Consider the following 18,929-nt stretch of genomic DNA (forward strand, 5'->3'; position numbering starts at 1 on the left):
TGTATACCCAGCTTAACAACGACTAAACCGCGATACTCGTCATTTTTTGGGGCGCAGGCAGACTTTTCAACCGTTGCCGGTCAATTTATAGAAATTACCTTTGCTGAACACACCAACCACGGTTTCACCGTCTACTATGCGCTCAACGGCCAAATCCGCCAATTCGTAGTAAGCCGCCGTCACCAGTCGTGCTTGCACGCCATGGCGCACCGTTATCAACGGTCGGGGCTCACCGGTTTCCCGGTAAGTCTCCATTTGCAGCGGGTGGTCAGCGCAAATACTGAGGACTTCTCCCACATTGGTGGTTAGCGTTAACGTTTGTTGTTCGCCCTGCCCGCTCACCGTTAACGAATGAGCCAACAGTGGTGTGTCGTCCACTTGAATGCGCCATTTCTCGACCGGTGAAATCAGGTAATACTCGCCGTCGTCTTCTAGCCGCAATATGCTGGAAAACAGCTTCACCAGCGCCTCGCGCCCTATAAGATTCCCTTTAAACCACCATTGACAGCTGCGATCTATGCGCATTTCCATATCGCCGGAGAGCGGCGGATGCCAGTCTTGCAGTGGCGGTAAACCTTTGGCAGGAACAGACTTTGCTAGCGGTTCCAGATCTATCGACTGTTGGCTCATAGAAACCTCCCTTGAGGGGTCGCTGCGGTGAAGGTCAGGGGGAAAACGGGTTTTCAGATCAGCGCAGCCGGGGCCAACGATGGGCATGTCCAGCAGCACGGCTTGGGCTGTCATGAACGCTGCGCCACGCCAGTGGCCGTCTGTCAGCAGGCTGGTGAGCACGCCTACCAATGGCATGTGCGATACCAGCAACAACGGTGAAGCCGTATTGGCCCGTAAGGCGCCCAGGCAATGGGCAGGATCGTCGTCTGGCGTAATGAACAGCTTTTCTTCAACCGGACAATTCAATATTTCGGCCACTATCGCAGCGGTTTGCCGGGCACGAACCAGCGGGCTACACCATATAAGCTCAGGGCGGCTATCACTTTCCGCTAGCTGGGCGGCCACTCGGGCAACCTGTTGCCTGCCCACGTCGGTAAGCTCGCGCTGATCATCCTGTGCGTGCCGGCCCGCTTCGCCGTGGCGCATTATAAGAAGCTTCATCAATAACCTCTAAGCGCATGATTAACATTAAAAACGTCGATATCAAACCGCTATCAAACCGCTATCAAACAATGGTACGCGGCAGGATAAACTCCACATCGGAGTTTTGCGCGGCCGTCATCAAGCCGCTGATAACAGCCTTTACAGACGCATTGCCATATAGAATTTCGTGTAAGCCGTGCACCAGCGGCATTTGAATACCCATGGCCTCGGATTTTTCGCGCACCAGTTTCAGAGTGTAAATGCCCTCTGCAACCTGCCCCAGCTCCGCCGCAGCTTCATCAAGCGGCTTGCCTTTGCCAATTGCGTAACCAATACGGAAATTCCGGCTTTTGGCCGATGTACAGGTAACAATCAGATCACCAACGCCGGCCAGCCCCAGGAAGGTCATAGGATTGGCCCCCAAACTGACCGCAAAGCGGCTCATTTCCGCCATGCCACGTGTAATCAGCATGGCTTTGGCGTTTTCGCCCATCTCCAGAGCCGAGCCTAGGCCGGCGACGATGGCATAAATGTTTTTCAATGCACCCGCCAGCTCCACGCCGTACATATCCACGTTGGCGTAAACCCGAAAATACTCGCAACCCAGCAGGTTTTGAACGCAGGCGCGCACCTCTGGGTCTTCTGACGCTATGACGGTGGCGGTCAGATCACGATTTACAATCTCCGCTGCTAAATTGGGGCCGCTGAGCACACCAATACGGCATTGAGGAATTTCATCCTGCAGTATCTCGCTCATTAGCTTGAAACCCTGGGCTTCAATACCTTTGGTCAGACTAACGACTATCTGGCCATCGCGAAAACGACCGGCGTGCTGGTGAATGACGTCACGGAAGGCTTTTGATGGAATGGCAACAAAGACAATCTCAGCGCTGGCAACTGCGCCGGGCAAATCTGTAGTGGGTTCGATATCGCCGGCCAGCGCAATGCCGGGCATGTAGCGCTCATTCCGACCGGTTTCGCGGATGCTGTCGGCTTGAGCTTGGTCACGCATCCAAAAATGCACCCTATGGCCATTTTCAGCCAGCACCTTGACCATGGCTGTACCAAAACTGCCGCCGCCAAGCACCGCTACATCATGGCGGGCTGGCACATTGGAAGCGTTGCCCTGCGCGGGCGCTGCTGTTTTTTCGAACATAGGTTTTTCACTTTTCAGGAATAATCATCCCGTTTTTCGCTCAGCCGGTTTCTTCGAATTCCAGGGCGTGAACCAGATTTTTGAATTCTTCCCGATTGTGGCTGTTCATGCCCATCAATATTTTATGGGCTTCCAGTACCTTGTCGCGAACCTCTTGTTCACTCGCCTTCAGCTCCGGAATTTCTTCCAGGCGCTCCATGCTGGAGACCGGCTCGTTGACAATAATAAAAATACTGTCGAAACCCATCGAACCGATGATGCGTGTGATATCCGGGTGGGTGGAAATCAGGCTGGGCGTGCATCCGCTCTGTTTTTTGGCGGCCAATGCTATTTTTGCCAAAAGTCCCAGGGTTGTGCTGTCGATGACTTCCGTTTCAGACAAGTCGATGACCACGGTTCTGAAATTGGGATCCTGAGTGATGGACTCAACCAGGTTGTCCAGGGTCGAGCACAGATTCAAGCGTATTTCACCAACAAACCTCAAGACATAAATGCCTTTTTCTTCCGCTTGCAGAATTTTATAACCAGCCATTTTCCACACTGCCACTGTTTAGGACGACGGGCATTCTGAATCACGTAAAGCGTCAGTGACCGACACCATAGCGATATCATCGGGTAATTCCGTCATCTCATCGAGATTCAAAGCCTCGCTCAAAGAGGCGATAGTGTGACTACCTCCTGATACGAGTTCAAGTAGTGTTCGCTCCTTTTCATCCAGGCTTTTAGCCGGTATGACCTCCAGGATACCGTCTGAAAACATCAGCAACCGGAACGGCGCCGTCAGCGCCAGCTGAAATACCTGCCATTCAGGCTCTTCAAACAGCCCGACGGGAAGCCCGCTACCTTTCAAAAATTCTGCCGGCTGATTTTCAAACACAATAATAGGCATTGGGAGATGAGCACCTACCGTGTAGCTCAAAACCCGTGTTTTCAAGTCAATAATGCCCATAAAAATAGTAACGTGCTTTCCCAGGCCGGTATCTAATAGTTCTGAATTTATACGTTGTAAAAAGAGCTCAGGGTGCATGATTTCATCATTAAACCCGCGCCTTAAGTCACGCCGCAGCCTGCTGGTCAGATTTTTCAGTAATACCGTAACAAACGCAGAGCTGGCGCCGTGGCCAGACACATCCGCGATGTACGCCATGACTTTGTCATCGTTTAACTTGAAATAGTCCAGAAAATCGCCGCTCAGAAACAATGATGGCTTGATCAGGTGATCAATAACCACGCCGTTCACTTCCATGTTGTGTTCTGGCAGCATTTTCATCTGCACTTTACGACCGGCCCGGTGATCAGCGCTGAGTTCAGACATACCCGATCGCAGCTCCCGGTTGGCGTCTTCCAGCTCTTGACGGTATAGCTGATTCAAGCGATTGATCCGTGCTCGCTCAAGCAGCTTTGCAATCACATCGTCCAGAGCTTTACGGTCTGAACTGCAGGGTTTTAGCAGGAAATCTGAGGCACCGGCTCGCATGACCGCTACAACATCAGCACCTGTGGCCTGTTCAGCGCAGGCCACAATCGGTATAAAATACTCGCTGTCTTCGAGGCGGTTTGCCACTTCCCGAATGGCGTCTGGCGGTAAATCTGCAAATATGATGTCGGGTGCTGGCCCCTCGTAAAGCGCGCTGGCCGCTGACGGATTTGAATAACCCAACGCGTAAAAGCCGCGAACTTCCAGGTAACGGGACAGTTCAGCACGCGCATTTGCGTCGGAATCAATGATCAGAATGCGCTGAGTACGCGAAACCATGGCAGCTGCCCTAAACGACTGACGAGAAGCGGAAAACAGAGGGTACAAGGCCTATTCTGGCGTTCCTCTGTGATATAACAACCGGTACGAGACCATTACGAAATCATCACGAAGCCAAGAGTATCATCAATTTTAGGGAAAGCCGATTATGAGGCGCGCCGTAAACGACTTGCTCGGAGCCTACGACAAACTGATTATGGACCCGGTTCACGGGGCCATTCCCCTGTACCGCCATGAAATACAGGTGATAGACCACCCGCTGTTCCAGCGCCTGCGCAATATCTGCCAGAACGACATTCTCAGCCTGGTGTTTCCCGGCGCCACCCACTCGCGATTCTTACACAGCATTGGCGTGATGCACGTGGGCACACGCATGTTCCGCGCGATGATCGACGCCTATCTGCGCGAGCGCCAACTCAGTGAACAAACCGACCTGACCCTGAGCCAACTTGACGCTATCGACTATCTAGCCAAAACCATTCGCTTGGGCTGCCTGCTTCACGACAGCGGCCACTCCAGCTTTTCTCACCAGTTCACCCAAGCTCGGCACATTCGCGAACTGATGTCGCGGCCAGGAAGATTTGAGGATTTGTGGGCCGATGTGGATTTTCGCCAGTACCACCCGCAGCCACCGGAGGAACTGGAGCACGAGCATTATTCTGTGCGCGTGGCGCACGATGTTCTGAGCGCTATAGATCTGGCCGCCGCCGGGCTGAACGCGGTCGACGTTATCGGCATTATGGAAACCACAGAGGTAAAGCCAAGCCCTACTTTCTGCAAGCACGCAGTGACTTTTTGGGAATTTATCGCCGGGGCCGATGCTCACGGCGGCGCCATTGTGGAAAACGATATTCCGGGGATGGTAATGAACCTGCTGTCGTCTATCGTATCCGGCGAAATCGATGCTGACAGGGCCGATTACATGCTGCGAGACGGTTTTCACTCATCGGTCACCATTGGCGGCTTCAATCTGGACCACCTGTTGAGCAACCTGCGCTTTGGCTGGAACCCTTGCGAGCCGTGGCTGGGACTGGCCATTACCCAGAAAGGCCTGGGCGCGCTGGAGGATTTCGTTTACAGCCGTTATCAGATGTATCGCAAGGTGTATGCCCACAAAACAGCGCTGGGTTTTGACTGGCTGCTGCGCGAGGCCATCAACGAAGTATTGGATGATGAAGAAAGTTTTCACTGGATTGATACATGCCTGAGCAATATGCAGTGGTTTGCGGAGTTAACGGACAACTTTTTTTGGGAAGCGTTTCGTAAAGTGGCGCGGCGCCAGCCAGAAAGCTTTTCATTCTGCATCGTGAACCGGGTAAAGCTACAACACCTGGATACCCAGGAAGATCTGAACCCAGACGCCATCGCCCAATACAGCCACTGGCTGGCCGGACAGTTGGCGCTAAACCCGGCCAATGTGGTGACCTGTTCGATGTATGCACGTTTTTCCAATATTCAGGATAATTTCAACGGCATAAAAGTTCTTGTGCGCAACCCCATCAATCGACGCAGATCGCTGCAGAAAATCACCGACGTCAGCGCTTTTTTCAGTAAGTTTGGCGACGGCATCATCACCCATTTTTACACACGGCCGTTTACGCCTGTTCCGATCCACCGATAGCGTCCACAAGGCTTACGGCGCTGTTGTAAGCGCCTTCTATGCGCCCACCTGCCAGCCAATCGCCGGCCAGACCCAATTGCTCACTGGCGAACCAGAGGTGGCCAGGCTGAGGTTCGCCACCGGCATCCGAACGGGCATAAAGCCAGCGGTGGGTTAAGGTTTCAAGCGCCGGTTCGACGTTGCCGCTCAGTTCGGCAAAGGCCGCCATCAAAGCGTCTACCACTTGCTGGGGGTCGTCATCCACGTGGGCATTTGTCCATTCGGGAGTTGCATGCAGCACCCACCAATGGCCCGCAGCAGGTTCATCCGATGCGTTCTCGCGACCCGGCTTGCTGGTGTTATCCGCTACCCAGAACAGGGGTGAATTGGCGACTCGGGCACCCTGGAAGCGTGGCCAGGGGTTAGTGCTGAACTTCACCGCTACCGCCCAACACGGCAAAATCTGTGACACCGCCGTGTTCAGTTCGGTGGCAAGTTGCGCCGCGCTGCTGTCTGCCAGCAGCTCACGAGCCTGAGCCGGCGGAGCGGTGATAATAACTTGGTCAAATGCTCCCAGATTTTGGCCATCAGCGTCCTGCAGATGCCATTTTTTAACCTGTGAGTCACGGTGTAGCCTTGCTACCCGGGTCTGCGCTTGAACATTCAAGCCGGCAGACAAGCCCCGGGTAATGGCGGTCATTCTGGGTGCGCCGACGTAACGCGGCTCGGCGGGAAATTCTGACCAGTCGCCGTTATCCTGCTGATAGCCAAGCAGCCCGTGCCAGGGAACAACGGTTTGCTCGCCGGCATGCTGGTGTAGAAACGGCAGAAAATCCGGATTCCGCGTTGTAAAGTACTGGCCGCCCATGTCCACTGACGTTCCGGTAACCCGCTTTGTAGACAGCCGGCCACCGGGGCCGCGGCTTTTCTCGAAAAGGGTCACATCGTGCCCTTGAGCCTTGAGCAAAACGCCTGCGGTCAACCCCGCCACGCCTGAACCAACAATGGCAACAGAGCGTATAGTGTCGTTAATAGTGCTTACGGTTCCGTCAGAAGAGTTGTTCTGGTACATGGTGTTGCAGTTTCCATCAGTAATTAAAGGCTTAAAGGGTATGACCCCAGTTCGACATTGGTTCTTAAATATCGTTCGATGGTTTGATTCCGACGCAGGCGCGGACAACCTCGACAGTGATTCACGGGCGCTCAACCTAGTTCGCGTTATACCATTTATTGCCCTGCATCTGTCATGCCTGCTGGTCTATTTTACCGGCACCAGCACCTTTGCGGTGATGTTCGCACTGGCATTTTTCTGGCTGCGAATGTTTGCGATTACCGGATTTTATCACCGCTATTTTGCCCACAAAACATTCAAGACAAGCAGGAAAACCCAATTTATTTTTGGGATCTTGGGTGCTAGTTCGGCACAGCGCGGGCCCCTTTGGTGGGCGGCACATCATCGCCATCATCACCAGCATTCAGACCAAGAGCAAGACTTGCACTCGCCCCAGCAGGGCGGTTTTTGGTGGGCTCACGCGGGGTGGTTCACGTGTGACGCCGGTTTTGCCATGAACGAACGCAAAGTACGCGATTGGTTGAAATTCCCCGAGTTGCGCTTTATCAATCGGTTCGACGCCCTGGTGCCGGCCATCGCGGCACTGATGATTTATGGCATAGGTGAAGGCTTGGCAGCTTGGGCGCCCGGGCTGGGAACGAATGGCCTGCAGTTATTAGTTTGGGGCTTCTTTATCTCTACTGTGGTGCTATTTCACGCCACTGTGTCCATCAACTCGCTGTCGCATGTGTGGGGTAAGCGGCGTTTTGAAACCGGAGACGACAGCCGCAACAACTTCTGGCTGGCGTTGCTTACTTTGGGTGAAGGTTGGCATAACAACCACCATCGCTGGCCGCAGTCTGTACGCCAAGGTTTTCGCTGGTACGAAATCGACATTACCTGGTATGGCCTGTGGTTACTGGCCCGATTAGGCATTATCTGGGATCTAAACCCAATTCCGAAAAACGTTCAGGAAGAAACCCGCAAGTTGGATTCCATCAGGAGAATGCAGTCATGACCATCGCGTCAACAATCGAGGTGGGCTCACAACATGCGGCTACGCCTCACGTTGTTAATCGCTTTCGAGAGCTGTTTAACACATTAGACAAAGGCAACCTGAATAAGCTCGCCGGAGTTTATAGTGAGCATATCCACTTTAAAGATCCTCTGGGCGAAGTTCATGGCCTAGATGAGCTGACTCGTTATTTTGCGGGCTCGTACCAGAACGTCATCGCCTCCCACTTTGTATTTGACCATGAAGTCGTTGACGAAGGCACCGTTACCCTTCCCTGGACTATGCACCTGCGCCACAAGCGCATCAATGGGGGCAAAGAAATTCAAGTAGAAGGCATCAGCCATTTACACATTGACTGTGGCAAAGTGAATTATCATCGTGATTACTTCGATGCCGGCCAGATGCTCTATGAAAACTTGCCACTGCTGGGCGGTATTATTCGCAAAATCAAGGAACACGCCGGATGAAAAACGTGCTTCAAAAAAGCAGCAATATCTGGCTTACAGGCGCAAGCTCCGGCATTGGCGAGGCACTAACCCGTGCGCTTGTGGCCGACGGCCATAAGCTGGTGCTTACCGGCCGCCGCCCGGAGCCACTGCAAAGCCTGCAACAGTTGGCTTCAGACCGTATCAGTGTTGCTGCCGCCGACACCACCAGTAGCGATGACCTGGTTACAATTGCGCCGGTTTTAGAAAGCCACGGCCCGCTAAATATGGCCATTTTGAACGCGGGTACCTGTGACTACGTCGACATTGCCAACTACAGCAGCGACGTTATTGGTAACAACATCATAACGAATGTGATGGGTACCGCCCGCAGCCTGGACATCGCATTGCCGGCGCTGCGCCGGGCTCGCGCCGAAGGCGAACCGGCGACTCTGGTCATCGTGAGCTCGTCAGCCTGGTGGCTGCCGTTCACGCGGGCAGAAGGCTATGGTGCTTCTAAGGCGGCGCTCAGCTATTTGGGCCATTGCCTTCGAGCTGATTTGGCACCAGAAGGCATTGATGTCGTCGTGGTATCGCCGGGATTTGTGAAAACGCCCCTGACCGACGCCAATGATTTTCCCATGCCCTTTATTGTAACCGCCGAACAAGCCGCGGAGCGCATTGTCAGCGGCTTGAAGAAAGGCCATCGTGATATTTCCTTCCCCAAACGGTTCACTTGGGCCATGAAGCTCTTGGGCGCACTGCCACAACCGGTTGTCGACCGAATGGCAGCCGCCATGGCGCGGCAATCAGCCGCTAACGCTTCCAAATAACCTGACATGATCTTTGCATAAGGCGAATATTTAATGAGTTTTCAGCGTCAGCGAATTGCTGTCATTGGTGCCGGTGTGTCTGGCCTCACAGCAGCCTGGCTGCTGGCAGAGCACCACGATGTCGAAGTTTTCGAGGCAGCGGATTACGCCGGAGGTCACACCAATACTGAACAAGTCTCTTCGGGCGGTCGTTTCTGGCCGGTAAACACCGGATTTATTGTCTACAACGACTGGACTTATCCGAACTTCATCAAGCTGATGGATCGGTTAGGGGTGGCGTCAGAAGTCAGCGACATGAGTTTCAGTGTCGACAGTCGCCGCACGGGCCTACAGTACAACGGCACGAACCTGAACACCCTGTTTGCCCAGCGCCGCAACCTGTTAAACCCTCGATTCCTGAAAATGATTCGCGAAATCTTGCGTTTCAACAAGGAAACCCGGCAGCAGTTGGCCGATCAAAGCATCGACGACAGCGAAACCCTGAGTAGCTACCTGGACCGCAACGGCTACTCGGCATACTTCCGACATTTCTACATCGTGCCTATGGGGTCCGCTATTTGGTCGGCATCCGAAGTGGTACTTGAGCGGTTTCCGATACGTTTCTTTCTACAATTTTTCAGCAATCACGGCATGTTGTCGGTTGATGACAGGCCTACCTGGCGAGTGATAACCGGCGGTTCTGCGCAATACGTGGGCAAAATGATGGGCCGCCTGGACGGCCGCCTGCGGTTGAATAGCCCGGTGCAGCAAGTGAAACGTGACGCAGACGGGGTTACCGTGGTGTGCGCAGGCGGAGAGCAACGCTTTGACCAGGTTGTATTTGCCTGCCACAGCGATCAGGCGCTGGCCATGCTGGCGCAGCCCACTGAAGCTGAACAACAGATCCTTGGCGCCATCGCATACCAGAATAACGATGTGGTATTGCACACGGACGCCAGTGTGCTGCCGTCGAATCGCCGGGCTTGGGCGGCATGGAATTACCTGATCCCTGCGAGCAGTCACGAGCCGGTATCGGTAACCTACAACATGAATGTTTTGCAGAATTTCCACAGCGCAGACGAGACGTTTTGCGTTACCTTGAATCGTAGCCACGACATAGCATCCGACAAGGTCATTAAAAAATTTGAGTATGCTCATCCGGTGTTCACCCTGGAGGCTGTCGCGGCACAAAAACGCTACGATGACATCGGTAACCAGAACCGCAGCCACTTCTGCGGTGCCTACTGGTTCAATGGCTTCCACGAAGACGGCGTAAACAGTGCGTTGCGGGTAACCCGCGCCCTTGGTGTGGAGCTCTAGCCATGCGCAGTAATCTGGACAGCAGCTACCTAGATAGTAACTACCTGAAGAGTAACTACCTGAAGAGTAACTATGAGCAGTGATTGGTTAGAAGGCAGCATACGCCACCGGCGCCAACATCCTGTGCAACACGAGTTCAGCTATCACACCGGTATGCTGGCGCTGGATGTCGACAACTGGCAGTTGGCCACCACGGTTAGCCCGTTGTTTTCTGTGGAACGATTTAACTGGCTGTCGTTGTATCGGAAAGACTACTTCAAGCCAGACCACGGCCGTTTAGGCCAGGCCCTGCGGGACTATGTTTTTGAGGCCACTGGCTGGACCCCCGATGGCAAAATCGAGCTGATCACCCACCCGCGCTATTTTGGCTACGTGTTTAATCCGGTCAGCTTCTATTTCTGTTACACCAAGGGTGACAACCCTGCCACCGGCGCCGTACCGAGGGTAATCATCGCGCAGATTACCAACACCCCCTGGCATGATCGCCACGCCTACTGCCTGGAAACCGTTGGGCATGCGGCCAACAAAGCGGGCTGGCGCAGCGAGCAATTCGAGTTCGAAAAACGCTTTCACGTGTCGCCGTTCAACGGCATGCATCAGAATTATCGCTGGACCTTCAGCTTTCGTGGACCCCAATTGCGCGTTCACATGAGCGTGATGGAAGAGAATATCCGTCAATTTGACGCCACCCTGGTGGTCCAACGCACGCCGCTCAGTCGTAAGATACTGCATACCAGCTTGCGCCAGTTTCCGCTGGAAGCATTAAAAGTCAGCGCCAGAATATATTGGCATGCGCTGAAACTGAAATTGAAAGGTGCACCGTTTTACACCCATCCGGACAAGTTGGAACCCAACAACCCGGCGTTCAGGCTGGGGCAAGAGGATTGCGGCTTGGATCTTGTACCAGAGCAATCCAATGATCAATCTCAAGGAACAAGTGGAAAGGTTAGCTCATGGAGAATATGAATACGTCTTCAGCGGTTTCGGCGAAAATTACAGCCGCGCGGCGGCCCTCTTCTATGGCTAGCCGGGTGGCGCGTTCACTGGTCATGCAGCAGCTGAACCGCCTGCAACAAGGCACACTGGTTATTCGTGAAGCCGGCGCCAGCGATGTCACCGTAGGGGATGGCAACAGGGCCTACCCTGCCGCCGAGTTGATCATCCACAATCACAGTACGTGGCGCGACCTACTCACCGGCGGCAGTATCGGGGCCGCTGAAGCCTATGTGGCCGGCGACTGGAGCTCCCCGAATCTGGTGTACCTGCTACGCTTTTTCAGCCGCAACATTGATTTGATGAATCGATTTGAAGACCGTTTCAGCTGGGTAACGAAGCCCACCCTGAAGGGGCTGCACTGGCTTAATCGCAATACGCCAGAAGGGTCGCGTAAAAATATCAGTGCCCATTACGATCTTGGCAATGACCTGTTCGAGCTGTTTCTAGACCCCTCTTTAATGTATTCGTCGGCCATCTATCAGGCGCCGGAAAGTACTCTAGACGAAGCGTCGGCCTATAAGCTCGATGTTATCTGCCGCAAGCTGGAACTCAAGCCTGGCGACCAAGTCCTTGAAATCGGTACTGGCTGGGGCGGTTTCGCTATTCACGCTGCCAAGCATTACGGCTGCCACGTGACCACCACCACCATTTCGGCTGAACAACTGGCGCTGGCAAAACAAAGGGTTGAAGCAGAAGGCCTGCAAGACCGCATTACATTGCTATTTGATGACTACCGCGACCTGAGCGGCCAGTACGACAAACTGGTGTCTATCGAAATGATTGAAGCCGTTGGCCCGCAGTTTCTGCCCAGTTACTTCGGCCAAATCAGCCAGCTGTTAAAACCTGAAGGCCTTGCGCTTATACAAGCCATCAACATGCCGGAACAGCGTTATCAGCGAGCCTTGAAAAACGTTGATTTTATTCAGCGCTACATCTTCCCGGGCAGCTTTATTCCATCATTCGGAGCCATGGTGGGCGCCGTGCGCGAGCAAACGGACCTGGTGCTTGCCCACGTTGAAGACATAGGGTTTCACTACGCCCGTACTCTTAATGACTGGTGTCAGCGCTTTCAGGCTCACAGCCAAAATCTTCACCAACGAGGCTATGACGACGCATTTCAGCGCCTTTGGCACTTCTATTTTGCGTATTGCGAAGCAGGGTTCAGTGAACGGGCCATTGGCGTAGCGCAAATTTTGATGGCGAAACCCGGCCACAAACACGCACCCATTCATAGCGTATGATTCCCTCACAAACCTATCGTAACATTCTGAATTTCGTCATGTTCGAGCTTGGTTGGCTGGCCTGCGTTATGCTCTCTCAGGCTTGGGCGCTGGCCATTGTGGCGGTATTTCTGGTGTTGCATTTTGTGTTGGTTAGTCAGCACAAGCTGGATGAACTCCAGTTTATTGTTATAGGTACTCTGGCAGGGTCTGTACTGGATGGCCTTTGGCTGCGCACCGGCATTCTTGCCGACACCAGTGGCGCTGCTGTCATAACGCCGCCCTGGCTGATTGCGCTTTGGGCCATTTTTATGACCTCGCTTAATCATTCCCTGAAGTGGCTGGGCCGCAACCGGCTACTGATGTTCCTGATAGTGCCCATTGCCGGGCCTTTTGCTTACTGGTCCGCCAGCGCACTAGGAGCCGTGACCCTACCCAATTTGCTGCCGTCTGTACTGGCACTGGCCGTGGGGTGGCTGGTGCTGTTTCCGGCGCTGCTGTCTCTGCGCGACTCTCTGTACCCAAGGCTTGCGCCATGAGCGCCCGCAAAGCAAAGCCAAAATTTTGGTGGTGTGCAACGGCTGCTCTTGCCGCAACGTTGGCCTGGGCGCCTGCTATGGCCAACGCCAGCGCCGAGTTCCACTTCACCGGCAGCGCTCGTCCTCTGGGCAGCGCAAACGCCGGCAGCGAGCTTTACCGCGAACAACATACGATACAGGGCGTCTGCCGCGGTAATCAGTTCAAACCGCAGAGCCACAGGGTTGAATATTTTGACGCCAGCTCTGATACCCCGTTCGCCTCCAAGCAGCTTCGCTATGACCGCGGCGAACAGCCTAGCCTGCTGCGCCCTGACGTGGAGTTCGTTCAACCCCGGTTCAACGAGCGCCTGACGGTCGGCTATGATTCAGGAAGTGTTGCCATCGAATGGCAATCACCCGCCCAGGGAGTTGAACAGTTTCGTTTGGACAGCAATAACAGCCTGGTGGTGGATTCTGGCTTTGACAATCTGGTTCGGCAAAACTGGCAGACCGTGGTTGAGGGCGGCTCTGTAAACTTCGAGTTTCTGGCGCCAACCCGCGGCAGTTACTATGGTTTTGTGATGGAGCCGGCCGATAATAAGAGCAACAGCGACCGCATTCGCGCCGATCATCTGATTCAGATTCGCCCGACCAGCCTGTTTCTACGATTGATAGTGGAACCCATTTTGCTTGGCTATAACCAGCAAGGTGCCCTGACCCACTATTCCGGCCTGACCAATATCCGTCTCAACCAGCAAGAAAATATTCAAGCGGATATCGTCTATAGCGTAACCGAATATCCCCCCTGTCCGCTGCTGGCACCGTAGACCATTCCTTAAGCGAAAACCAAGCGCCATTCCCTCGCGGTTTCAATGTGTTAAACTCTCATTAAACTTGTGCCGGAGAACCGTCCCCCATGATGTTTGTGTCATTCAACGTCAACAGCATTCGTACACGCCTACATCAGCTTGCCGCGGTTATTGAGCAGCTGGAGCCGGATTTTATTGGCCTGCAGGAAACAAAAGTCAGCGATGAAGATTTTCCGCTGGCAGACATCGAAGCGCTGGGTTACCACGTGCATTTCCACGGCCAAAAGACCCATTACGGCGTGGCGCTTATGTCAAAAATGGCGCCCGATAAGGTATACAAAGGCTTTCCGGACGATCTGGACAACGCCCAGCGCCGACTGATTACCGCAGACTTCACCGTGAATGGTGAAACCCTCACCGTTATCAACGGCTACTTTCCCCAAGGCGAAAGTCGCGATCACCCGGTGAAGTTTCCAGCGAAGCAGAAGTTCTATGCGGATCTGATGAGCTACCTGGATGAGCTAAAGCTGCGCAATACCAAAGTGGTGGTGATGGGCGATGTGAACATCTCCCCGACGGACAAAGATATCGGCATCGGCGCCGATAACGCCAAGCGCTGGCTGCGTAGCGGCAAGTGCAGCTTTCTACCAGAGGAGCGCCAATGGCTGGGTGAAGTTGAAAGCCGTGGCTATACCGATGTGTTCCGCCACCTTCACCCCCACGAAGCGGATACGTTCAGCTGGTTTGATTACCGCAGCAAAGGTTTCGATCGCGAGCCAAAACGCGGGCTGCGCATTGACTTGATCATGGCCAGTGACAACTTGCTGTCCCAAGCGAAAAGCGCCGGCGTCAGCTATGATGTTCGGGCTATGGATCGCCCTTCTGATCATGCTCCAGTATGGGCCAGATTCACGCTCTAATTATTTTTTCGTCAACCAGGAAGGTGGTCGCGGGTTATGGCAAAGATCAAAACTCGCGATCGCATTCTCGATACCAGCCTGGCGTTGTTCAACGCCCTGGGCGAGCCGAATGTAACCACGCTGCTGATCTCCGATGAACTGGACATCAGCCCGGGCAACCTCTACTACCACTTCAACAACAAAAGCGACATTGTCAGTGAATTGTTTGAAAGCTTCGAGCTTGAAATGCACGACCTGTTGGCCGTGCCTGCTGACGTCAACATAAGCCTGGACCAGCAAAATTTCTTTTTGCACTTGTTGTTCGAAGCGGTAGCCCGCTACCGTTTTTTGTACCAGGATCTTGTCAATGTGCTGTCGCGCCATCCCCGGCTACAGCCAAAATTTCGCAAAATATTGAAGCTGAAGAACACCGCGTTCCACACCATCTGCACCAGCTTCAGCGCCCAAGGGTTTATGACTATCGGCACCGAAGAGTTAGCGACTTTATGTGATCAGTTAACGCTAACCACTTGTTACTGGAGCAGTTTTGATACGCTTTCACATCTTGATGATCGTAATGCGGTGGACCCCGGTCGCGGCGTATACCAGACCATGTGCCTGATGTTGCCTTACCTGGCAGCAGAGGAAAAAGAACAGGCTTTGCTGATCAGCCGAAGTTATCTATAAAACAGTGGGGCTCTGGTGAGAGTGTCACTCTTCCTCATTAAAGCCCGGCGTTAATTCCTTTAGGCGATCAAGTTCTGCTTCCAGGCGCTCTACCCGCTTTTCCAAGCTCATGACATCTTCCTGCCGATACATTCCCAGGCGACGCAGAGCGCCAGATACCCGCTGATCGAACAAATGCTCGAGTTTATCCCAGGTGCCTGTGGCGCGCTCGCGTACGCCTTCTACCCGGTCTTCCACCGACTTCAGCTGTTTCTCGACCACACCGCGGGTGCGGTTTTCCATCTGCTCGCCTTCCTGCACCAGGCGTTCGAAAAAACGACCGGTATCTTCTTCGGCCTTGTTGAAGGCGCCTAGCCCTGCCAGCCAGATCTGTCGTGCCGAATCTTTTATTTTGCCCGGCAGTTGGGCATCGGAATCCTTTATTTTGTCCGGCAGCTGGGCATCCGCATCCGTATTTTTTTCTTGGTCATCAGTCATGACAAAACCTCCAAGCAGGCGCAGAAGCGCAAGTTAAAACTATGCACCCATTGTATTACAGCCGGCGCCCGATTGCAGTGGAGGCTTTCTTTTGCATGTTCGCCGCGGTATGCGATTATGGCCGTCTGTTTTCAAACTCGATTCCGGGAGATAAAGCCATGGACCTCAGAAAAATCAATGACCGTATTTCGGTAGCACCGCAGATTCAGATAGCCGACCTACCCGCCATCGCTGGCCTGGGTTTCAAAACCCTGGTCGCCAATCGCCCGGATGGCGAAGAACCTGGCCAGCCGCTTATGGCGGGTATTGAAGAAGCCGCGCGTGAACATGGCCTGCAGTGGGTATACATGCCGGTGGCCCCTGGGGACATCAGCGATGATGACGTGGAACGCTTCGGCGCAATGATCCGCACAGCCGACGCCCCCGTACTGGCTTTCTGTCGTTCCGGAACTCGCTGTACTGTTCTGTGGGCGCTCAGTTCGGCTGGTGAGACCCCGGCAAAGGAAATAGTTGAAAAGGCCCAAAGCGCCGGTTACGACATCAGCGGAATTGCGCCGCGGCTGGCTCAGCAGGCTCAGAAAAAGAGCTAATAAGCCGACACCCCACTCGCACAGGCCATCAGTCAGGATTCATTCATGCAATTTAAAGGTTCCGAACACTTCCGCCACAACCAACCGGAACGCCTGGGCGTGCTGGTGACCAATTTGGGAACACCCGATGCCCCAACCCCCTCGGCGCTGCGGCGCTATCTGGGGGAATTTCTGTGGGACCCTCGCGTAGTAGAAGTGCCCCGCCCTTTATGGTGGCTGATTTTGCACGGTGTCATCCTGCGCATTCGCCCGTCACGCAGTGCCAAAGCCTACGCCGGCGTGTGGCAGCCAGAAGGCTCGCCGTTAATGATACACACGGCCAACCAGGCCAGCGCCATTGGCGAAGAGCTCAAAGCCCGTTACGGCGACAATGTGGTGGTGGAGTTTGCCATGCGCTATGGCAACCCATCCGTGGCCAGCGCACTGGACGCAATGCAACGGCAAGGCGTGCGCAAAATGCTGGTACTGCCCCTTTACCCGCAATACTCCGCGTCGACGTCAGCCTCCACCTTTGACGCCATCGCCCAAGATTTTGCCAAGCGCCGCTGGCTGCCAGATTTTCGTTTTATCTCTCACTACCACGATTTTCCGCCGTACATCGAGGCCATGGCGGAGCTTATCGAGGCCCATTGGGTAGAGCACGGGCGCAAACAGAAGCTGATGCTGTCTTACCACGGCGTGCCGAAGAAATACCTGACCAAAGGCGACCCTTACCACTGCGAATGCCACAAAACATCGCGCCTGCTGGCTGAGCGTCTGGGCCTGGCAAAAGAGGAATACATGACCACCTTCCAGTCAAGATTTGGCCGTGAAGAATGGTTGAAGCCCTATACCGACGAAACCCTGAAGTCGCTTCCCGGTCAGGGTGTCAAATCCGTGGATGTATTCTGCCCGGGCTTTTCTTCAGATTGCCTGGAAACAGTAGAAGAAATCGACGAAGAAAACCGCGAGTACTTTATGGAATCCGGAGGCGAGGCGTTTAACTACATTACGGCATTGAACGCAACGCAGGGACACATTGATGCGTTGGTCGCCTTGATCGAGCAGAATATTCAAGGCTGGCAAATACCGCAGAACAATCCGGAACACCTGGCTGAGCGCCAGGCCCTGGCCGATGCGCAGCAGGCAGCGGTGTATCCTCACGAAACGGCAAAACTGTAGAAGCTTGTGCGCGCAGGGCTTCCGTTGTGCCCGGGGACAGATTTCAAATCTGTCCCCTTATTAATCTGTCGTCGTCATTTTACCTGTGTCAAAATCTTCTGCATATGCTAGGAGATCCACACAATGGTATCAGTCAAATCGCTACACGGCTCAGCCCAACTGCTTCTGGATGTGGCTGGTGGCGTTACCCGCATAGCCGAACGGACACATCGCACGATTGTCCGGGAGATAAATCCGTTAAACCGGCTGCGTGACATTACAGGATTGCCCTCTAAGGAACGGGAGGGCCACACATATCAGTTTATTCAGTCGACCATGTCTTCATTGCAACAAGGCTTGCATCGATCCCTTGACGGGTTCTCAGCGGATGACGAGCCCCCACACTCGGCACAAAGCGAGAAAGTCGCAGCTGCGTTGAATGGTGTCTGCGGTGATCACCTCGAAGCCAGTAACAATCCCCTGGCGATTACCCTGCATTTCAGAGATAGCCAAGGCGCAAAACTAAGACCTGACTCAGAAAGCGTGGGCGCCATGTTTCCCGACGCCAGTCCGCGCATCGTGTTACTGGTACACGGCCTGTGCCTGTCACACGAGTACTGGAAAGACCACGAAAAAGCGGATTTGGGTATCGAACTGCAGCGCGCCCATGGCTTCACGCCACTGTACCTCAACTACAACACGGGCCGGCATATTTCCAGTAACGGCAGGGAGTTAAGCGAACAACTTCAGGTATTAATTGATGCCTGGCCGGTCGAAGTTGAAGAGCTGGTTCTGATTGGCCACAGCATGGGCGGGCTGGTTATCCGCAGCGCCTGCTGGTATGGCAGCGAGCCGACATTACCCTGGACCAAATTGGTCAAAAAAGCACTTTACCTGGGTTCACCCCACCACGGCGCCGCGCTGGCAAAAGCCGGGCACTTACTCACCTTTGTCATGCAAAAGTTCCGCTACGCCAGCCCGTTTGCACTTGCGCAACACACCAGCGCCGGCATCAAAGACCTGCGATATGGAAATTTGCTTGACGATGACTGGGAAGGAATCGATCAGGATGAGTTTCACCCCGACATCCGCAAGCCAGTTCCGCTGCTAAAGGGCGCCCGGCACTATTTCCTGGCCGCCACCATTGGCGATCACCCAACAGACTTTTCCAGCACCATGGTGGGAGATCTTTTGGTGCGGCTGGATAGCGCAAAAGGGCATCATTCTGATGATTTGAAGACGTTGCGAATACGCCCGGAAGACTGCCGGGTGTTTGAAAAGCTGAATCACCTTGCGTTGCTCGACAACAAGGTCGTGCATGACCAGATACTGGAATGGCTGGCTTGAGAAAACAGCAGCAGAC

At 54.0% G+C, this 18,929-nt stretch carries 20 protein-coding genes; 14 read left to right on the top strand and 6 right to left on the bottom strand.

Translation table 11 applies throughout. The features are described 5' to 3' along the window. Positions 1-66: 66 nt before the first annotated feature. From sixA to MELB17_RS18800, 4 genes are all read right to left on the bottom strand, one after another. The gene (gene sixA / locus MELB17_RS18785; protein ID WP_036185531.1) at positions 67-1,113 is read right to left on the bottom strand and encodes a phosphohistidine phosphatase SixA; all 1,047 of its coding nucleotides are present in this window, start codon (positions 1,111-1,113) and stop codon (positions 67-69) included. 64 nt (positions 1,114-1,177) lie between these two features. Then, entirely contained in the window at positions 1,178-2,206 is a 1,029-nt protein-coding gene (locus MELB17_RS18790) for an NAD(P)H-dependent glycerol-3-phosphate dehydrogenase (protein WP_227498975.1), read from the bottom strand. An 85-nt stretch (positions 2,207-2,291) separates the two neighbouring features. Further along, positions 2,292-2,783 carry an STAS domain-containing protein gene (locus MELB17_RS18795; RefSeq protein WP_007351918.1) on the bottom strand — a complete coding sequence of 164 codons (492 nt, stop codon included), beginning with the start codon at positions 2,781-2,783 and terminating at the stop codon, positions 2,292-2,294. A gap of 18 nt (positions 2,784-2,801) precedes the next feature. After that, positions 2,802-4,007 (bottom strand): PP2C family protein-serine/threonine phosphatase, encoded by a 1,206-nt coding sequence (locus tag MELB17_RS18800; protein WP_007351919.1) that lies wholly within the window; start codon positions 4,005-4,007, stop codon positions 2,802-2,804. Between the two features lie 148 nt (positions 4,008-4,155). Here MELB17_RS18800 and MELB17_RS18805 point away from each other — a divergent pair, with 148 nt between their 5' ends. Then, entirely contained in the window at positions 4,156-5,628 is a 1,473-nt protein-coding gene (locus tag MELB17_RS18805; protein WP_007351920.1) for an HD domain-containing protein, read from the top strand. Here MELB17_RS18805 and MELB17_RS18810 read toward each other — a convergent pair. Continuing rightward, positions 5,603-6,679 carry an NAD(P)/FAD-dependent oxidoreductase gene (locus MELB17_RS18810; protein WP_007351921.1) on the bottom strand — a complete coding sequence of 359 codons (1,077 nt, stop codon included), beginning with the start codon at positions 6,677-6,679 and terminating at the stop codon, positions 5,603-5,605. The two genes, MELB17_RS18805 and MELB17_RS18810, sit on opposite strands and share 26 nt — an antisense overlap. A 40-nt stretch (positions 6,680-6,719) precedes the next feature. Between MELB17_RS18810 and MELB17_RS18815 the strand changes: the two genes are divergently transcribed. The 10 genes from MELB17_RS18815 (at position 6,720) to MELB17_RS18860 (ending at position 15,359) form a co-directional block, all read left to right on the top strand. Continuing rightward, positions 6,720-7,676, top strand: coding sequence for an acyl-CoA desaturase (locus tag MELB17_RS18815; protein WP_036185550.1), 957 nt, complete (start codon positions 6,720-6,722; stop codon positions 7,674-7,676). Next, positions 7,673-8,140 (top strand): nuclear transport factor 2 family protein, encoded by a 468-nt coding sequence (locus MELB17_RS18820; RefSeq protein WP_007351923.1) that lies wholly within the window; start codon positions 7,673-7,675, stop codon positions 8,138-8,140. Before MELB17_RS18815 ends, MELB17_RS18820 begins: the two co-directional genes overlap by 4 nt. Continuing rightward, a complete protein-coding gene (locus tag MELB17_RS18825; protein ID WP_007351924.1) occupies positions 8,137-8,931 on the top strand; it encodes an SDR family NAD(P)-dependent oxidoreductase in 795 nt (264 codons plus the stop codon). The genes MELB17_RS18820 and MELB17_RS18825 overlap by 4 nt, the downstream gene beginning before the upstream one ends. A 33-nt stretch (positions 8,932-8,964) precedes the next feature. Further along, the gene (locus tag MELB17_RS18830; protein WP_007351925.1) at positions 8,965-10,230 is read left to right on the top strand and encodes an NAD(P)/FAD-dependent oxidoreductase; all 1,266 of its coding nucleotides are present in this window, start codon (positions 8,965-8,967) and stop codon (positions 10,228-10,230) included. Between the two features lie 72 nt (positions 10,231-10,302). Further along, positions 10,303-11,196: a DUF1365 domain-containing protein gene (locus MELB17_RS18835; protein WP_007351926.1), complete on the top strand. Its 894-nt coding sequence runs from the start codon at positions 10,303-10,305 to the stop codon at positions 11,194-11,196. Next, the gene (locus MELB17_RS18840; protein ID WP_036185534.1) at positions 11,184-12,467 is read left to right on the top strand and encodes an SAM-dependent methyltransferase; all 1,284 of its coding nucleotides are present in this window, start codon (positions 11,184-11,186) and stop codon (positions 12,465-12,467) included. Before MELB17_RS18835 ends, MELB17_RS18840 begins: the two co-directional genes overlap by 13 nt. Further along, a complete protein-coding gene (locus MELB17_RS18845) occupies positions 12,464-12,985 on the top strand; it encodes a DUF2878 domain-containing protein (protein ID WP_007351928.1) in 522 nt (173 codons plus the stop codon). The genes MELB17_RS18840 and MELB17_RS18845 overlap by 4 nt, the downstream gene beginning before the upstream one ends. Further along, the gene (locus MELB17_RS18850) at positions 12,982-13,791 is read left to right on the top strand and encodes a hypothetical protein (RefSeq protein WP_007351929.1); all 810 of its coding nucleotides are present in this window, start codon (positions 12,982-12,984) and stop codon (positions 13,789-13,791) included. Before MELB17_RS18845 ends, MELB17_RS18850 begins: the two co-directional genes overlap by 4 nt. Positions 13,792-13,880: 89 nt before the next feature. Continuing rightward, positions 13,881-14,693 carry an exodeoxyribonuclease III gene (gene xthA, locus MELB17_RS18855; protein WP_007351930.1) on the top strand — a complete coding sequence of 271 codons (813 nt, stop codon included), beginning with the start codon at positions 13,881-13,883 and terminating at the stop codon, positions 14,691-14,693. A gap of 36 nt (positions 14,694-14,729) precedes the next feature. Beyond that, positions 14,730-15,359: a TetR/AcrR family transcriptional regulator gene (locus MELB17_RS18860; protein ID WP_007351931.1), complete on the top strand. Its 630-nt coding sequence runs from the start codon at positions 14,730-14,732 to the stop codon at positions 15,357-15,359. Between the two features lie 24 nt (positions 15,360-15,383). Here the strand turns inward: MELB17_RS18860 and MELB17_RS18865 are convergent, their stop codons facing one another. Continuing rightward, positions 15,384-15,836 carry a phasin family protein gene (locus tag MELB17_RS18865; RefSeq protein ID WP_007351932.1) on the bottom strand — a complete coding sequence of 151 codons (453 nt, stop codon included), beginning with the start codon at positions 15,834-15,836 and terminating at the stop codon, positions 15,384-15,386. Positions 15,837-15,994: 158 nt separating this feature from the next. On the opposite strand from MELB17_RS18865, the gene MELB17_RS18870 reads away from it, so the two are divergent. The 3 genes from MELB17_RS18870 (at position 15,995) to MELB17_RS18880 (ending at position 18,913) form a co-directional block, all read left to right on the top strand. Next, on the top strand, positions 15,995-16,426 hold the full coding sequence (locus MELB17_RS18870; protein WP_036185558.1) for a TIGR01244 family sulfur transferase: 432 nt from the start codon (positions 15,995-15,997) through the stop codon (positions 16,424-16,426). A gap of 45 nt (positions 16,427-16,471) precedes the next feature. Further along, positions 16,472-17,587: a ferrochelatase gene (gene hemH / locus MELB17_RS18875; protein WP_007351934.1), complete on the top strand. Its 1,116-nt coding sequence runs from the start codon at positions 16,472-16,474 to the stop codon at positions 17,585-17,587. A gap of 123 nt (positions 17,588-17,710) precedes the next feature. Then, positions 17,711-18,913, top strand: coding sequence for an esterase/lipase family protein (locus MELB17_RS18880; RefSeq protein WP_007351935.1), 1,203 nt, complete (start codon positions 17,711-17,713; stop codon positions 18,911-18,913). Positions 18,914-18,929 lie beyond the last annotated feature (16 nt).

Origin of the sequence: Marinobacter sp. ELB17 (genome assembly GCF_000169375.1) — a bacterium.
Lineage (GTDB): Bacteria > Pseudomonadota > Gammaproteobacteria > Pseudomonadales > Oleiphilaceae > Marinobacter.

Coding starts and splice junctions, on each gene's coding strand:
- sixA (WP_036185531.1), bottom strand. CDS start 1,113: ATGAAGCTTCTTATAATGCGCCACGGCGAAGCGGGCCGGCACGCACAG.
- MELB17_RS18795 (WP_007351918.1), bottom strand. CDS start 2,783: ATGGCTGGTTATAAAATTCTGCAAGCGGAAGAAAAAGGCATTTATGTC.
- MELB17_RS18800 (WP_007351919.1), bottom strand. CDS start 4,007: ATGGTTTCGCGTACTCAGCGCATTCTGATCATTGATTCCGACGCAAAT.
- MELB17_RS18805 (WP_007351920.1), top strand. CDS start 4,156: ATGAGGCGCGCCGTAAACGACTTGCTCGGAGCCTACGACAAACTGATT.
- MELB17_RS18810 (WP_007351921.1), bottom strand. CDS start 6,679: ATGTACCAGAACAACTCTTCTGACGGAACCGTAAGCACTATTAACGAC.
- MELB17_RS18815 (WP_036185550.1), top strand. CDS start 6,720: ATGACCCCAGTTCGACATTGGTTCTTAAATATCGTTCGATGGTTTGAT.
- MELB17_RS18820 (WP_007351923.1), top strand. CDS start 7,673: ATGACCATCGCGTCAACAATCGAGGTGGGCTCACAACATGCGGCTACG.
- MELB17_RS18825 (WP_007351924.1), top strand. CDS start 8,137: ATGAAAAACGTGCTTCAAAAAAGCAGCAATATCTGGCTTACAGGCGCA.
- MELB17_RS18830 (WP_007351925.1), top strand. CDS start 8,965: ATGAGTTTTCAGCGTCAGCGAATTGCTGTCATTGGTGCCGGTGTGTCT.
- MELB17_RS18835 (WP_007351926.1), top strand. CDS start 10,303: ATGAGCAGTGATTGGTTAGAAGGCAGCATACGCCACCGGCGCCAACAT.
- MELB17_RS18840 (WP_036185534.1), top strand. CDS start 11,184: ATGGAGAATATGAATACGTCTTCAGCGGTTTCGGCGAAAATTACAGCC.
- MELB17_RS18845 (WP_007351928.1), top strand. CDS start 12,464: ATGATTCCCTCACAAACCTATCGTAACATTCTGAATTTCGTCATGTTC.
- MELB17_RS18850 (WP_007351929.1), top strand. CDS start 12,982: ATGAGCGCCCGCAAAGCAAAGCCAAAATTTTGGTGGTGTGCAACGGCT.
- xthA (WP_007351930.1), top strand. CDS start 13,881: ATGATGTTTGTGTCATTCAACGTCAACAGCATTCGTACACGCCTACAT.
- MELB17_RS18860 (WP_007351931.1), top strand. CDS start 14,730: ATGGCAAAGATCAAAACTCGCGATCGCATTCTCGATACCAGCCTGGCG.
- MELB17_RS18865 (WP_007351932.1), bottom strand. CDS start 15,836: ATGACTGATGACCAAGAAAAAAATACGGATGCGGATGCCCAGCTGCCG.
- MELB17_RS18870 (WP_036185558.1), top strand. CDS start 15,995: ATGGACCTCAGAAAAATCAATGACCGTATTTCGGTAGCACCGCAGATT.
- hemH (WP_007351934.1), top strand. CDS start 16,472: ATGCAATTTAAAGGTTCCGAACACTTCCGCCACAACCAACCGGAACGC.
- MELB17_RS18880 (WP_007351935.1), top strand. CDS start 17,711: ATGGTATCAGTCAAATCGCTACACGGCTCAGCCCAACTGCTTCTGGAT.